Source organism: Nostoc sp. C052 (assembly GCF_013393905.1).
In the GTDB taxonomy this organism is placed as follows: domain Bacteria; phylum Cyanobacteriota; class Cyanobacteriia; order Cyanobacteriales; family Nostocaceae; genus Nostoc.
The window spans coordinates 6481218-6497241 of record NZ_CP040272.1; the positions used below are offsets into that span (position 1 = coordinate 6481218).

General features: G+C 42.0%; 14 protein-coding genes. 5 read left to right on the forward strand and 9 right to left on the reverse strand.

Annotated elements, in window-relative coordinates:
- Window positions 1-128 precede the first annotated feature (128 nt).
- Together FD723_RS26765 and bchI are read right to left on the reverse strand one after the other, a co-directional pair.
- Window positions 129-425, reverse strand: coding sequence for a hypothetical protein (locus FD723_RS26765; RefSeq protein ID WP_179068075.1), 297 nt, complete (start codon window positions 423-425; stop codon window positions 129-131).
- Between the two features lie 182 nt (window positions 426-607).
- Window positions 608-1732, reverse strand: a complete 1125-nt coding sequence (bchI, locus tag FD723_RS26770) for a magnesium chelatase ATPase subunit I (RefSeq protein WP_179068076.1) — start codon at window positions 1730-1732, stop codon at window positions 608-610.
- A gap of 297 nt (window positions 1733-2029) precedes the next feature.
- On the opposite strand from bchI, the gene FD723_RS26775 reads away from it, so the two are divergent.
- Both FD723_RS26775 and FD723_RS26780 read left to right on the forward strand, forming a co-directional pair.
- A complete protein-coding gene (locus FD723_RS26775; RefSeq protein WP_179068077.1) occupies window positions 2030-3349 on the forward strand; it encodes a glycoside hydrolase family 10 protein in 1320 nt (439 codons plus the stop codon).
- Between the two features lie 485 nt (window positions 3350-3834).
- The gene (locus FD723_RS26780) at window positions 3835-6120 is read left to right on the forward strand and encodes a DEAD/DEAH box helicase family protein (RefSeq protein ID WP_179068078.1); all 2286 of its coding nucleotides are present in this window, start codon (window positions 3835-3837) and stop codon (window positions 6118-6120) included.
- Between the two features lie 257 nt (window positions 6121-6377).
- Here FD723_RS26780 and FD723_RS26785 read toward each other — a convergent pair whose 3' ends face one another.
- The 5 genes from FD723_RS26785 to sufB form a co-directional block, all read right to left on the reverse strand.
- Window positions 6378-7091 carry an ATP-dependent Zn protease gene (locus FD723_RS26785; protein WP_179068079.1) on the reverse strand — a complete coding sequence of 238 codons (714 nt, stop codon included), beginning with the start codon at window positions 7089-7091 and terminating at the stop codon, window positions 6378-6380.
- Window positions 7092-7323: 232 nt separating this feature from the next.
- Window positions 7324-8586 (reverse strand): cysteine desulfurase, encoded by a 1263-nt coding sequence (locus tag FD723_RS26790; RefSeq protein WP_179069293.1) that lies wholly within the window; start codon window positions 8584-8586, stop codon window positions 7324-7326.
- A gap of 79 nt (window positions 8587-8665) precedes the next feature.
- Entirely contained in the window at window positions 8666-10036 is a 1371-nt protein-coding gene (sufD, locus tag FD723_RS26795) for a Fe-S cluster assembly protein SufD (RefSeq protein WP_179068080.1), read from the reverse strand.
- Window positions 10036-10824, reverse strand: coding sequence for a Fe-S cluster assembly ATPase SufC (gene sufC / locus FD723_RS26800; RefSeq protein WP_179068081.1), 789 nt, complete (start codon window positions 10822-10824; stop codon window positions 10036-10038). Before sufC ends, sufD begins: the two co-directional genes overlap by 1 nt.
- A gap of 105 nt (window positions 10825-10929) precedes the next feature.
- Window positions 10930-12369: a Fe-S cluster assembly protein SufB gene (gene sufB / locus FD723_RS26805; protein ID WP_179068082.1), complete on the reverse strand. Its 1440-nt coding sequence runs from the start codon at window positions 12367-12369 to the stop codon at window positions 10930-10932.
- A 480-nt stretch (window positions 12370-12849) separates the two neighbouring features.
- Here sufB and sufR point away from each other — a divergent pair, with 480 nt between their 5' ends.
- Both sufR and FD723_RS26815 read left to right on the forward strand, forming a co-directional pair.
- Window positions 12850-13533, forward strand: coding sequence for an iron-sulfur cluster biosynthesis transcriptional regulator SufR (gene sufR / locus FD723_RS26810; protein WP_179068083.1), 684 nt, complete (start codon window positions 12850-12852; stop codon window positions 13531-13533).
- 67 nt (window positions 13534-13600) lie between these two features.
- Window positions 13601-13861: a hypothetical protein gene (locus FD723_RS26815; RefSeq protein ID WP_179068084.1), complete on the forward strand. Its 261-nt coding sequence runs from the start codon at window positions 13601-13603 to the stop codon at window positions 13859-13861.
- A 182-nt stretch (window positions 13862-14043) separates the two neighbouring features.
- Here FD723_RS26815 and FD723_RS26820 read toward each other — a convergent pair whose 3' ends face one another.
- Window positions 14044-14535, reverse strand: coding sequence for a DUF1499 domain-containing protein (locus FD723_RS26820; protein WP_179068085.1), 492 nt, complete (start codon window positions 14533-14535; stop codon window positions 14044-14046).
- A gap of 228 nt (window positions 14536-14763) precedes the next feature.
- Between FD723_RS26820 and FD723_RS26825 the strand changes: the two genes are divergently transcribed.
- The gene (locus tag FD723_RS26825) at window positions 14764-15036 is read left to right on the forward strand and encodes a hypothetical protein (protein ID WP_179068086.1); all 273 of its coding nucleotides are present in this window, start codon (window positions 14764-14766) and stop codon (window positions 15034-15036) included.
- Between the two features lie 272 nt (window positions 15037-15308).
- Here FD723_RS26825 and FD723_RS26830 read toward each other — a convergent pair whose 3' ends face one another.
- Window positions 15309-15944, reverse strand: coding sequence for a hypothetical protein (locus FD723_RS26830; RefSeq protein WP_179068087.1), 636 nt, complete (start codon window positions 15942-15944; stop codon window positions 15309-15311).
- Between the last annotated feature and the right edge of the window lie 80 nt (window positions 15945-16024).

A 16024-nucleotide genomic window follows, 5' to 3' on the forward strand; every position in this document is an offset into this window, starting at 1 on the left:
GGCGCAGCCTCTCGTAGAGAAAAGAAGCAATCGCGCATACTGAGATTGCCACGCTTCACTTCGTTCCGCTCGCAATGACATCTTCTTATATTTAATTGTGTCTACTTACTTAACTGATTAATTAAATTTTAAAGAGTGTAGATTAAATCAGCAAAGCCATAGAGGCTGATGATGAGTAATAGGGATGCTGTTAGTTGGGTAATTCGCGTCTGGGGTGAGGGGGCGATCGCTTCCCGCACTAAGATGGAAACAGATGCCCCAACTACTAAGCTCAAGCCTAAGATTAAATAGGGCATATCGGGTAAAATACTGGCTATTGCCAGCATGGCGATCGCTAATAAGAGCATCAATAATTCTACAAACCTGGGCGGGTTGTATTGGCTAGATAAAACAAAGCTGTTGAACCAAAAAGACCAAAATCTCATATTTTAGTGCTGAGTGCTGTTAGCGGAAGCGGGGCGTTTAGCCCGTGCTGAGTTAGGAGTTAGGAGTTAGAAGTTGTGAGTTATATACTCAGTGCTGAGTGCTGAATGAGGAATTAAAGTTGTGAGTTATGAAGCAGCTTTCCATTCAAAACTCTTAACTCCTAACTCCTCACTCCTAACTCTTAACCTCTAGCCCCTAACTTTTGACCTGTGCCGTTTTTTTGTGCCGTATCACTTTCTGGTAGTTCGACACCAAAGATGCGGCTAAAAACTTTGGCGACTTTGTAGCCAGAATCAATCGATTCTAAGGGATCTTTCCGCAGTCTGTGACGCAAGCATAGCGTAATTACGCGATGGATATCATCAACTGTAACTTCAGTGCGTCCTTCATAAGCTGTTAAGGCTTTGGCGGCGCGGTTACTAACAATATCACCCCGTAAACCATCTACATCCAGTTCTGAACAGACTTCAGAAATTTTCACCCGCAAATCGTAGTCAATTTTCACTTCTGGCAAAAGCTGTTGAGCATTGACAATTTGCTGTTGCAATGCTTCTTGCTGGGGTTTGTAGTTTTCGAGAAACACTGGCGGATTTTGGTCAAAATCTGCTCGTTGTTCTACAATTTGCACCCGTAATGCTGGTTCCTTGACTGTGTGAATTTCTGCGTGCATCCCAAAGCGATCGAGCAGTTGGGGGCGTAGTTCGCCTTCTTCGGGGTTTCCAGAACCCACAAGCACGAAACGCGCCGGGTGACGGATAGAAATGCCTTCGCGTTCTACAGTGTTCCATCCACTGGCAGCGGAGTCGAGTAACACGTCTACAAGGTGGTCATCTAGTAAGTTGACTTCATCTACATAGAGAATGCCTCGGTTAGCCTTTGCCAGCAGTCCCGGTTCAAAGGCTTTGACACCTTCAGATAAAGCTTTCTCGATGTCGATTGTGCCACAAACTCGGTCTTCTGTAGCTCCTAGCGGCAGGTCTACCATTTGGACTTTTTTGTGAGCTACGGGAATTTCTGCCCCTTGTTCTAACAGTTGGCGGACTTCATCGCTCATCAAGTCGGGGTCGCTAGGATCGCTACTAAAGGGGTCATTGGCAACCACAGAAATTTCTGGCAGCAGATCCGCCAGCGCCCGGATAGTTGTGGATTTTCCGGTGCCGCGATCGCCCATAATCATTACACCCCCAATTTTGGGGTCAATCACGTTCAATAGCAGCGCCAGTTTCATTTCTTCCTGGCCCACTATTGCCGTAAAAGGAAATACTACGCGACGCGCACTTGCCGTGGATTGAGCTGTTGGACTCACTAAATTACCTTAACAATATTTTTCTTATTACAGTTCTTTATTGTGACACAGGTAGGGCGTGGGGGAATGTGAAGATCGGGGAGATGAGGGGGAGAATAAAATTACCTCTTTCCCCTCTGCACCCTGCACCCTGCCCCTCTGCGTCTTTTGATTTACTGGGCACTAATGATTACTAAATACGTCAAGCACCTTATAGGTCTGCTTTGGTTATTCTGGTGCAAAAGTTCCATAAGCAGGGAACAAAAAACTACCAACTTATCAATCCTGTAGTAAGCATAAATACTGTGTAGACTATATATGCTTAGTAGATTCATTTATAAAAACGAGCAATGGCGTGTGTGGGTAGTTAATGCATCATTCAAATCTATGAAATCATCTTTTAGTATTCAAAATTGGCGGCGTAGAAGCATAGCAGCTTGTCGTCAGACATCGCTCAAGTATCTTTTTCCCTTTCTCGTTTTAATATCCTTTGTTACGGTATTGTTGGTAGACAGTTTCACCCCTGCGATCGTTGAAGGTGGGCGCTTCAGCGCCATCGCACAAATACCCCGTCAGGAAATTCGCGGGGTTTGGATGACCAACAATGATTTTGACACTCTCAAAAGTCGCGATAAAGTGCAGGATGCAGTAAGTCAACTGCGGCGGCTAAATTTCAATACAATCTATCCTGTGGTGTGGAACTCTGGTTATGTAATGTATCCTAGCGCCCTAGCGCAACGTGCAGGGATTCAACCTTTTGTCTACAGAGGTTCAGATGGACATGATATTCTTGCAGACCTCATTACTCAAGCCCATCGCCAAGGATTGCTAGTAATTCCCTGGTTTGAATTTGGTTTCATGGCTCCCCCAACCTCGGAACTAGCATTAAATTATCCCGATTGGTTCACACAAAAGCGGGATGGTAGCCAAACTTCAATCAGTGCGGCAGGTGAGGTAATGTGGCTGAATCCATTTCATCCACAAGTACAACAGTTCATTACCAATCTCGTGCTAGAAACTATCACTCAATATGATGCCGATGGCATTCAGTTTGACGATCATACAAGTTTGCCCTACGAATTTGGCTACGATAAATATACAGTTGCCTTGTACACCCAAGAAACTAATAATCCTCCCCCAAGTAATCCTCAAGATGCAGACTGGGTAAAGTGGCGGGCAGATAAAATTACGGCGTTCATGGTACAACTTAACCAAGCTGTAAAGCAGAGAAAACCGCAAGCGATTTTCTCAATTTCTCCCAATTACTATGATTTTGCTTACAAGTTTCAACTGCAAGACTGGCTGACTTGGATGCGGCAAAATATTGTAGACGAGTTAATTGTGCAAGTTTATCGTCCGAACCTGCAAAGTTTTATAGCAAATATTTCCCGCCCAGAAATTCAAGAAGCGCAACAAATAATTCCAACTGGAATTGGCATTATGACAGGGTTAAGAAATAACCCAGTTCCCATGCAGCAAATTAAGTCTCAGGTGCGGGCTGTCCAAGAACGCGGTTTAGGCGTAACTTTCTTTTATTATGAAAGTCTTTGGAACGATGCCCAAGAATCTTTAGAAGAGCGACAAGCTGGATTTCAAAATCTTTTTCCATCTCCTGCACTCCGCGCTAGAGTTGAATAACTTTTCTGTTGAACGTGAGTTCAACGAAGCTAATGAAATTAATTCTCAGGACTTACGCAAAGTAAGTCTTTTCTTGCAAGTGTTGGCGTAGTCTCTTGAAGAGAAGCAAAGTAATCTCGTCAAAACTGGAATTGCTTCATTTAGGCTACGTTTCGCTTGCAATTTATGGCTAATGGAATTGCATAGACCCTTTTTACGACTTGTCATCAGATATCGCTAGTTGTCCTGAAAGGCTCAGATTCCTAAACTTCTTCAAAGAAGCTCGGAATCTTGTTGGACACTAATCTTATTTTCAAAAGTGCAAGCGGCTGAATTAAAGTCTTTATTCATACATCTAGTTCTACATAAATATCCTGGTGATTAGTTAGACAACACATCGGTTTGGGAATACTGACAATTAGGGGAATGGATTGCGGCAATCCGTTGATTTAGGACTAGTTCCAGCCTTTCCCTTAAAGCACAGTCTTTCTAGGATTTTATTTATTATGAAAACCGTTCAAATTACCTACGCAGGCCGGATCGAAGTTAAAAGGGGTGAAACTCCTAAAGAGCTATACTCCCACCAGAACGAAGCAATCAAGGCGCTGAATGAAACTAATAAAAATTCCTTTGAAGGCTTGCTAGTGCTACCCACAGGTGGCGGAAAAACGTTAACAGCAGTTCACTGGCTACTACGTAATTTTATTAACCACAAGAAAAAGGTTCTATGGATTGCTCATCGCCATGAATTACTTGACCAAGCACTTGAGACACTTCAACTTAATGCCTATTCATCATTATTGAGCAATGTATCAGGATTTAGATACCGCATTATCTCCGGTCATCCTAAACATGATCGACCTGTAAACATTCAAAAGACTGATGACATCATCATTGCCAGTAAAGATAGTCTAAACAGTGGGCTTGATCACTTATTGAAAAACTGGGTTGGTCACTTAAATGAAGTTCTTTTGGTTGTAGATGAAGCACATCATGCAACCGCTAAGACATATCGTAAATTGATTAATGCTGTCAAGGATAATCTAAAAAAACGAGGTTATGATAACGGCTTTAAAATGCTGGGACTAACGGCTACCCCCTTCAGAACAGATGAGAGTGAGAAGAGTTTGCTAAAGTTAGTTTTTCCAAATGATATTATCTTCTCAGAACACCTGAGAAATTTAATCGCCAAGGGAATCCTTGCTGAACCGATTTTTGAAAATCTCAAAACGAACATAGAAATCAAGCAAAAATTGAATGAATTGAATGCAAGGCAAATAAAAAATATCGAAGACTTTGACAGACTGCCAAAGGACATTGCTGAGAAGATTGCTCAATCTAGTACGCGTAACAATCAAATTGTTGCTCATTATATTAACAATAAGGATGAATACAAACCTCTTCTAGTATTTGCAATTGATGTAGAACACGCAATCACTTTGAACGCACTGTTTAAGGCGAGAAAAGTTAATTCTGATTTTGTTGTATCTTCAGTTAAAGATTTAACTACAGGTGCCACAGTTTCTGCCGAGGAAAACTCAGAAAAAATCAAAAAATTCAGAAATCGAGAGCTTGAGGTATTGATAAATGTAGAAATGTTGACTGAGGGAACAGATTTACCTAACCTAAAAACTGTTTTTCTCACACGACCGACCGCCTCTACAATACTAATGACACAAATGATTGGTCGGGCTTTGCGTGGGCAAAAAGCAGGCGGTACAGAAAAAGCTTATGTGGTCAGTTTTATTGATGACTGGGAAAACAAAATTAACTGGGTGAACCCAGAAAAACTTCATTTTGAAGAAGATGCAGAATTTATTGTAAAAGGAATTCCATCAAATAATAGAACTGCTCGGCTCATATCTATTGAAATGATCGAAGAATTCGCTCGGATCATGGATAACTCCATTGATACTAGTGGTTTAGAAAAACTAGACTTTTTGAAAAGGATTCCTATTGGAATTTATCATTTTTCCATTCTCGAACCATCCGAAGGATATGAGCCTAATCCTAGACCTTATGATGTATTGTTATATGACGATACAGAAGAAGCATACGATAATTTTGTTAACGATTTGAAGCTTCTATTCCAAAGTATTGATTTACAAGATAGGGAAATATTGACCGAACCAGAACTTGAAAAGCTTTGGCAGGCTGCAAAGCAAATTTATTTTCCTGACTATGAAACTTTGCTTGGTTACAGAGATGAAGATGTAAAAAATATCTTACGTTTCTATGCTCAAAAGCAAATTCCACCAGCATTTCTAGCTTTTAGCGAGAGAAGAAAGTGTGATTTATCTATCGTAGCAAGACATATCTACGATAATTCGTTAGGTCGTAGAGCAGAGTCTGACTATATCAACTCAATTTGGAATGATGAAAATTCTTTTTGGCAAGTTATATTCAGCTACAACCAATTATATTTCATGAAGCAATTGGACGATGAAATTAGGAAGATTACTAATCCAGATATATACGGTAATGTGTCCATATCAATACCAACTGTAATTCCTGATACTGTACCACTAGATAAATTAACTCTATATGAAATAAAAGAGCGAGATATTGTTGAATACAGAAAAATTAAAAATGCTGTATTCGGCAAGCACACAGATGCAAAAGGGTTTATGACTTGTGCAATCAGTAAAGTTAAAACTCAGATGCGGAGAGATTTTCAAATCGATCACATTAAACCTATGTCTGAGGGTGGTTTAACTACCATCGATAATTTGCAATTGCTGACACGTAAAGCCCATGTAGAGAAAACCCGTATAGAGAATACAAGACGATAGTCTTTGAGGGATATATTTATATCCGTAAGCAATCTAAATCTTTCTGGTTTGGCAAGTTTAAAATATATGGTGTCACTCAAAAGAGACTTATGACCTTAACTTTGAACTTGCCACCAGAATTAGAACAGTATCTTGCACAATAAGCTAAACATCAAGGGCTTTCTGTGAAAACATATACTTTGCAGATTTTGCAAGAATATATTTTGCCGAAAGAGAAACAGTCTAAGTTGATATAAGCTGCTTTTCTTACGCTTTTCCTACCTGCCTCTATTCATGCCGCTGTTCTGCAATGCCTTACTTCCTGCTGCTAACTCAGCATGGCAATCTTCTACGGGGGTGCGTTGTCGCATAGCATTGACTAAAGCCTCATAGCTAGACCAATTTTCTTCCAGTAGGGTTTTTGCCTGGAGGGCATGAAACCGTAGTTTCTGCTGATAAGCTGATTCAGAAAAACCCAAAATTGTCAAGACTCCTATCAGCTTGCTTTTATCATCACTTCCACCCTCAGCATTATTAAAAACTAGGGTTTCAGCAGCAATACCCGCCATCCAAACAGTGCAGTAGCGGTCTAACATTTGGGCACTGATTTTACCTACTTCTAGTTGAGATGCTAATTCGCCATCATCAAAGCTAACGCCGCCTTGTCCAGGTTGACCCTGTTTCCAAGCTTCCCAAGCGCTGAGTGTGTAACCAGTCGCAGGAATACCCAATAGGTAAGCAACCAAAAAATGCCCTGCTTCGTGGTGGACGATGCGATCGCGATGTTCTTTTGAAAAACCAGCAATCCAATCCAAAAAAATAGTACCACCCTTGCCTTGCAAGCTGAAACTATCTAATGTCGCTATGCCTAAGATAGTGAAGGTAGCAAGTGCCGGTACTGCCGGTGATAAGTTTAAGAATGGCCCTAGCAATACCGATAGGGTCATCAGAAAGATAGATATTGCAACTAAATTTAGGCTAGTCTGGCTCATTGAAACTTTTCTGAAAATTTTATTTCATTATCGAACAGAATTCAGGAGTCAGGAGTCAGAATTCATAATGAATAATATCATGTCCACGGTTTTTATAACTCTATCTAAAGTAAAGTCACTGTATGACACTTTAGTTGCTCCTGTAAAGAATCCAGATAATTAAATTGTGCCAATTATTAGCAAGATATGTTGCTGATATTTGACACAATTAGTATCTAGATATTTTGTAATTTTAAGCAAGGAAACCTGCAAAAAAGTCCAGGGTTTCTTTCAGTGCTTTGATGAAAATATCAATTTCCTCGCGGGTGTTGTAGAAAGATAGACTTGCTCGTGCAGTTGCAGCCAGACCTAAGTAACGGTGTAATGGTTGAGTACAGTGGTGTCCAGAACGGATCGCAACGCCTTCTTGATCTAATAATGTAGATAAGTCATTGGCGTGAACTTCCCCGGCGGTGAAGGATGCAAGAGCGGCTCTACCTTCCCCTTTCGCATTTGGTTTGGGGCCGTAAATTCTAATTTGGGGAATTTGCTCTAATTGTTGGAACAAATAAGCCGTTAATTCTGCTTCATAGGCGTGGATTTTATCCATGCCGATATTGCTAAGATAATCTATCGCAGCCCCAAGTGCGATCGCTTCTCCAATTGCAGGTGTACCAGCTTCAAATTTATGCGGTAATTCTGCATAAGTGGAATGGTCTAAATATACCTCTGCAATCATCTCACCACCCCCAAAAAAGGGCGGCATAGATTCTAACAATTCCAACTTGCCATACAAAAATCCTATCCCAGTTGGGGCGCACATTTTATGACCGGAAGCTACCAGCCAATCACAATCTATTTGCTGTACATCTATGGGGAAATGAGGAACACTTTGACAACCATCAACTAAGAATTTAGCACCATATTCGTGAGCGATCGCACCAATTTCTGCTACTGGGTTAATGCAACCCAAAGCATTAGAAATATGCACCACCGACACCAATTTAGTTTTTTCGGAAATCAGTTTTTTAAACTGTTCAAAATCAAAAGTTTCTTCTGGTGTCAGTTCCACAAATTTCAGGACTGCACCCGTTTTTTGTGCCACGAATTGCCAAGGTACAATATTACTGTGGTGTTCCATCACCGACAGAATAATTTCATCCCCAGGCTGCAAATTGTTCATTCCCCAACTATAAGCTACTAAGTTAATCGCCTCAGTTGCGTTGCGGGTATAGACAATTTCCTGACGCGATGCAGCATTAATAAATTTGGCAACTTTATCTCTAGCACCTTCATAAGCATCAGTAGCTCTAGCACTTAGAGTATGGGCACCGCGATGCACATTAGAATTATATTTCTCGTAATAATCCCGTAGAGTATTTAAGACGAACAAAGGCTTTTGCGATGTCGCAGCATTATCAAGATAAACCAGAGGTTTATCGTTAACTTCCTGATGCAAAATTGGGAAGTCAGCGCGAACTTTATCAGCAAGGGTTTTGGTAGTGGTGAAAGTCATTGGTAGATTAGTCAAACAATTTTGGATTTTGGATTTTAGATTTTAGATTGGAAAATTTCATCTAAAATCTAAAATTTGGTCAAGAGTCAAGCGATATGGACTTAAGATTATTGACTGTGTTTAAAAGGATTTCTCGCAGAGAAGGAACTGGTATTTGGTTGATTATTTCGGCAGCGAAGGCGTTGATTAACAACTTTCGAGCATCATTTTCATCAATTCCCCGACTTTGTAGATAGAATATTTCGTCATCTTCCAATTGGCTGACGGTAGCACCGTGAGCGCACTTTACATTATCCGCAGTGATTTCCAATTGGGGTTTGGTATCAACTCTGGCTTTCGATGATAGCAGCAAATTCCGATTCAATTGGGCTGCATTTGTTAACTGCGCTCGCTTGGGAACCAAAACTTTGCCATTGAAGACTGCGTGAGCGCGATCGCCTACAATACACTTATGCAATTGGTCACTTGTACCGTGGGGATAGTTGAGTGCGATCGCACTGTGAGTATCAGACAACTGCTTACCAGAGATTATCGTCAAACCATTGAGAGTAGTTTGTGTCTGCTCACCAGTTTGCAAAATCTCCAAATTGTGCCGTGACAACTTCGCACCTAAAGTTATGGCATGACAAGTATATCGACTATCACGAGCCTGTGCGATCGCAGTCTTCCCAATATGAAAAGCCTCTGCACCTTCTCGCTCAACCCTAGTGTGACTCACTTGGGCATTGTCACCAACCCAAACTTCCGTAACCGCGTTAGTAAAATAAACTCCCCCCTCTTGTAGGGTAGGCATCTTGCCTGCCACATACTCCTCAACCAACGTCACCTGCGAACCAGCTTCCGCCACCACCAAACAACGCGGCTGCGAAATCGTCAGCGTCTCACCGGAAATAAACACCAAATGAATTGGTGTCTCAACTACCACATTCTTCTTCACCCACACCACAGCTGCATCAGTTATCCCAGCCGTATTGAGAGCCGTAAAAACTTCCTGCGCTCCCTCAGCTTGAGCTAAATACTGCCGTACACCCTCCTGCTCAACCGCAGGTAAACCAGCCAAATTACTCACCACAATACCAGATGGTAAATCTGTAACTGCTGATAACTTCGGTGCATAAACGCCATTCACAAATACCAAACGACTATTAGCCGCTTCTGGCAAAATATCAAATTCTAGAGATGCAAAATTTTCCTTCTCTACATTAAATTGAACCTTTCGCAGAGACGACAAATCAGTAAATCGCCATTCTTCCTCGCGGGTGCTGGGAATAGTCGAGTGGCGTACCCAACTAGCAGCACCTTCACGTAATTCCTGTAACCACCCCTCTGTTTTGGGTGCAGTTACCTGATTTAACAATTCAGTTAGATAGGTATCTTTATCTAACAGAGTCGATGTCAGACTGACTAAATTCGAGTTTGGTATTGGACTAGGAGATACTTGAATAGTCATTACACACCCACCTCCGCTGCAAATTCTTCTAGCACCCAGTCATAACCGCGAGACTCTAATTCGAGCGCCAGTTCCTTACCGCCACTGGTAATAATCCGCCCCTGTGCCATCACATGCACAAAATCAGGCACAATATAATCGAGTAACCTTTGGTAGTGAGTAATCAAAATTGTAGAGTTTTCTGGACTTGCCAGTTGATTTACCCCATTGGCCACAATTCTCAGCGCGTCAATATCCAAACCCGAATCAGTCTCATCCAAAATTCCCAACTTTGGTTCCAGCAGCGCCATTTGCAGAATTTCATTCCGCTTCTTCTCGCCACCAGAAAACCCTTCATTCAAACTCCGACTGAGAAAACTGGGATTCATCTTCACCACATCCAGCTTTTCTTCAATCAAATCGTCAAAATCAAAAGCGTCTATTTCCTCCAAACCTTGCGCCTTGCGTCGGGAATTGTACGCCACCCGCAAGAAATCCAAATTGCTCACACCCGGAATTTCTAACGGATACTGAAACGCCAAAAATACACCACTTCTCGCCCGTTCCTCCGGTTCCAACTCCAGTAAATTCTGCCCCTGGAAAATTACCTCACCGCCAGTCACCTCATACGCCGGATGCCCAGCCAATACCTTAGAAAAAGTACTCTTACCAGAACCATTCGGCCCCATAATCGCATGAATTTCACCCGATCGCACCTCAAGATTTACACCCTTAAGAATCGGTGTCCCATCAACATTAGCCGTCAGATTCCGTACCGACAGCACAACTTCACTATTTTCAATAATCATCTTCTCTCCCTTCTCTCTTCGCGCTCTTAGCGTCTTCGCGGTTCGTCATTCTTCCAAAAGATAAACACAGAACGCCGATGTCCCTGTGTTTATCCTTGCTTCCATTTATCCAACACTGCCTTCCAACTTCAAACTCAACAACTTATCAGCTTCCACAGCAAACTCCATCGGTAGCTGATTAAAAACATCCTTACAGAAGCCGCTAATCATCATCGAAATAGCATCTTCAGAAGAAATACCCCGTTGAGCGAAGTAAAATAACTGATCTTCCCCAATCTTAGAAGTAGAAGCTTCATGCTCCACCTTCGCAGCGTTATTTTGTACCTGAATATAAGGGAAAGTATTAGCATGGGCATTATCCCCAATCAACATTGAGTCACACTGAGAATAATTTCTCGCCCCAATCGCTGTCGGATTAACTTTCACCAAACCCCGATAGCTATTACTAGATTTACCTGCCGAGATTCCTTTAGAAATAATTGTGCTGCGGGTATTCTTACCAACGTGAATCATCTTACTACCCGTATCAGCTTGCTGCTTATGATTTGTCAGCGCCACCGAGTAGAACTCACCCACAGAGTTATCACCTACCAAAACACAGCTAGGATATTTCCAAGTAATTGCCGAACCTGTTTCTACTTGAGTCCAGGAAATCTTGGAATTTACGCCCTGACACAAACCGCGCTTGGTGACAAAGTTGTAAATACCGCCTTTACCGTTGGCATCACCAGCATACCAGTTTTGGACTGTGGAGTATTTAATTTCAGCGTTGTCGAGAGCGACGAGTTCCACCACAGCGGCGTGCAACTGGTTGCTATCATACATCGGTGCGGTGCAACCTTCCAGGTAAGAAACATAACTACCTTCTTCAGCGACAATCAAAGTCCGCTCAAATTGTCCCGTGTCACCAGAGTTGATGCGGAAGTAGGTAGAGAGTTCCATTGGGCATTTTACGCCTTTAGGAATGTAGACAAAAGAACCATCACTAAATACAGCGGCGTTCAAGGCGGCAAAATAATTGTCAGCGATGGGAACAACGCTACCCAGGTATTTTTTGATTAATTCTGGATGTTCTTGCAACGCTTCCGAAAACGAACAGAAAATAACACCGTCTTCCGCTAACTTTTCTTTAAATGTCGTGGCGACAGAGACGCTATCAAAAATTGCATCGACGGCGACATTGGCCAGTCGCTTCTGTTCAGATAGGGAAATGCCTAACTTTTCAAAGGTTTCTAAAAGAGTTGGATCAACTTCGTCCAGACTGTTTAGTTTTTCTTTCTTGCGTTTTGGCGCTGAGTAATAAATGATATCCTGATAATTTATTGGCGGATACTTGACATTCGGCCAAGTTGGCTCCGTCATTTTTTGCCACTGGCGATAAGCCCTGAGGCGAAAGTCCAGCATGAACTGTGGCTCGTTCTTCTTAGAGGAGATCAAGCGGATAACGTCCTCGTCTAGTCCACGCGGTATAGTGTCGGACTCAATGTCGGTAACAAAGCCGTACTTGTAGGGTTGGTTGACTAAGGTTTTGACAGTGGCACTCATCAGTAATAATCTCTCGTGTTCTGAACTTGAATCTCTATAAGGATGGGAGTCGGACTTTTCTTTAGCCGATTCCCCATATCGCATTACGGAATGGTTACACGGCTGCTAGAATAGTGGTGGAGAGTAAAACAACAGCTATGTTGTTTAATGTATCTTCATTTTACGCTAAATTAACAACAACAATGTTGTCAAAGTCAAACAATTTTGGATTTTAGATTTGTAATTTTGGTGAAGCAGCGTGGTCTTCTCCCAAAGGGAGAGGCTAACGCCAAGGGGGTTTCCCCCATGAGCGACTGCTAAACCCGAAGGGATTGAAAGAGACTACAAGGGTACTTGGCTCAAGGATTTTAGATTGACATCGTGTAGTGGGGCATATACCAAAAAACTTTTTTAATCCAAAATCCAAAATCCAAAATCGGCAAAGTCAAATTTTCCAAGAAATTTTTGGGACGTTCGCTGAACGTCTCGCACCAAATGAAGATGGCGACTACTCACCAGTCCTCAACCAAGCAAGATATCTTAGAGTATCTGCACAAACACGAAAAAGCAACGGCTTTGGAGCTAGCTGAAGTTTTAGACGTTACCCCCCAAGCGATTCGTCGCCATCTCAAGGATTTGGAGACGGAGGAGCTAGTTTTGTATGCGACATCGGTACAGGCGGCGGGAATGGGGCGTCCGCAGCACGTTTATCAACTGAGTCCTCAAGGGCGCGATCGCTTGCATCGCACAATGAACGATCGCTTTGGTGATGGCCACGGAAATTTTGCGGTTTCGCTGCTAGACACCTTAGCCGAAACGGTAGGACACGATCAATTTAAATCGATTTTAGAAAAACAGTGGCAGCGCAAAGCTCTAGAGTATCGCGATCGCGTAGGTGGCGGTTCACTGCGAGAACGGGTAGCCAACTTAGTAGAATTGAGAAAAGCGGAAGGCTTCATGGCCGAGTATCACCCCGTTGATGTGAATGACAGCTTTGAGTGCGATCGCTTTATTTTTATAGAACATAACTGCGCCATTTCTAACGTTGCCGAATCTTTCCCCAGCATTTGTGGTCACGAATTAGAAATGTTTGCAGCTGTATTACCTGATTGTACCGTAGAACGCACCCACTGGATTATCGATGGCGAACATCGTTGTGGCTATTTGGTACAAGTTCGTCATTAGTCATTAGTCATTAGTCCTTTTTTTAATACCCAATGCCCCATGCCCAACTAAGTTTAAAATAGCGTTTATGGACGTAATACCACAGCAACCATCAGCACAATTTTTAACCCTGGAAGAGTCAGCAAAAGTAGACGCAGCTTTGTTGTCTTCCCCAGAAAAGTTTTTAACAAGATTGACAATTTCATCGCTGAAGCTTTTAAAGCATATTGCCCAAGAATACGGTGTTGCAATTGAAGATTTGACAGCACAGCAATTAATTGCTTGGTTTGAAGAAGATGGCAAAATTCGGCGTGAACAGGGAATTGAAGCTTCATACCTGAAATGGTAAACTAGATATCAACTAATACTCAGAACCCCGACTGATCATCAAAAGTCGGGGTTCTATTTTTTTAGGCAATATGGTTCTGAGTTTTTGAGACGCGATAAATCGCCGTCTCTACAAGTGTTTTTGGTTTATCTGAATTTTCCAAGGGAAATTAGATCATGTTCAATCAGGTGAACTCACATTAATCAAATATTTAAATCGCGTAGAGCCAAACGAATTTGTTCTACACGCCTGCGGTTGACACCGAGATCCGATTCTCCCACGCGAGATGCCGAACGCAGATGAATTACAGACTCATTGGGAGGTAAATAAAACTCTACATCATCAACAAATTGGAAGATGCGGCTTTTAGAAAGGGCATGAATGTAATTATCTGTCTGTTCTATAACTTCTGTGCGAGGAACAACACTGATTACTTTTAGTAAAGTTTCTTTCGCTACATTGCGGTCTACATGATAAGGAATCGGGTCAATGGCGTGTTTTTTATCTGCGTTTTGACTGACAACACAGTTGTCTGAAGCCGGACAAGAACTCAGATGACCATTATCAACTCCCAAAGCAGAAGAAGCAGCCCAAGTAGCCCCAGTAAATATGAAACTACTAATTAAAGTTAGGAGTATTGCAAAAGTGACACTCCATAAGAGTCGTTGTGTGATAGATGTTAGCAGACGGGACATGATAAATTTATGCCTCAAGATTTAAATAGCACATTCCTCTTGCCATTATTGCTGACAATAAGGGAATCAAGCTAAAAAGTGACCAATAATTCAGATTTTCATTGACTACGAACCCAAAATCATTACTAGGGGTTGCTACTGCATTCCCTGGTGATTCCAGCTTTAACTCAGTTGAATGGCTGGTATCAGCTTTGTTGTGGCCAACGTTAGAAAGTTTGATGGTTGTAGATGAACATAGGAATAATCGAGTCTTACAATAACGGATTTTTAGACGTTATACCAGAGGGTGAAGACAGCGACTATTGGCAAATTGCAGCTATACATATCAATGGCCAAGCTTACTGCCCTACTCCTCGGCTTTATCGTTCAGAAAAAGTGGCATTAGCAAAAGCTGCACAAATTTATGATTGGCTAGCTGACCATGAACACCAAATCAGTAATGGGGCTTGTAACTGTTCTGAATTGAAACTCGTGCTGTGGCAGCAACCAAAAGTATCTTAGCAATTTTAGATTTTGGATTCAAAAATTTTTTGATTCATACCATATCTCAATCTGGCAGTCATGAAAAAAGCACCTTAAGAACAGGTGCTTTTATTTAAAATAAGAGTACTCCAAGTAAAAAATGCTCAGTTGTCATTGCGAGCGAAGCGAAGCAATCGCAAAGACTGGGATTGCTTCGCTCTCTACGAGACGCTACGCGAACGCAATGACGGGTTTTGGGTCATTTATTTTTTGGAATACTCTAAATAACATTTGACTTTTCAAATAATTATTTAAGGATTGTAATTGTTAGTCCGGGGAGTGCGAGTACCAGCTACGGCTCCTATCATTGCAGTTACTAAACCCAACAAGGAACCAAGCACAAACCACCACAATCCTGAACGTACATTTGCTGCAATATCACGTGTTTGTTGAGCTGTTACATTTGCTCGTGGAATATTGGAGACTCCACCTTGCTGTTGTACCTGGTTTATAACTTCCCCAGCGTTGGAAGCAGCAACACCAAAAGCACCGGATACTCCACTTGCAAAGAGCCACGAGCTAACTGCCAAAGTCGTTGCCCAAAGAATTGCACCATTGAGAAGAGCTGTATTGCGGCTCATCGGCCCACAAGCACGGGCTGTTACCCAACCACCAATAAATAGGGAAATTAACAATGCGATCGTTGACCAAAGCCCTGCACTACCTGCAACGTTAGGGGCGATTGTTCTGGGTGCGCCTGAACTTTCAACTGTACCAGCTGCGATCGCACCAATTATAGAACTCAAAATTAATTGTGTAGCTAAAGAAACCAACAAGCCAGCAATAATCGGTCCCCAACGAACACGATCGTGATATTCAGCTATTCTGCCTGCTACCACGGTATCAGTAGATATAACTTCATTGCCTGTCCTATTTACGTATGACATCGCTTATGTTCTCCAATGCTGTTTCAGCAAAGTTACTACTCAGGTATATTTATCTTTATGCTTAAAATTAAATAACTAAA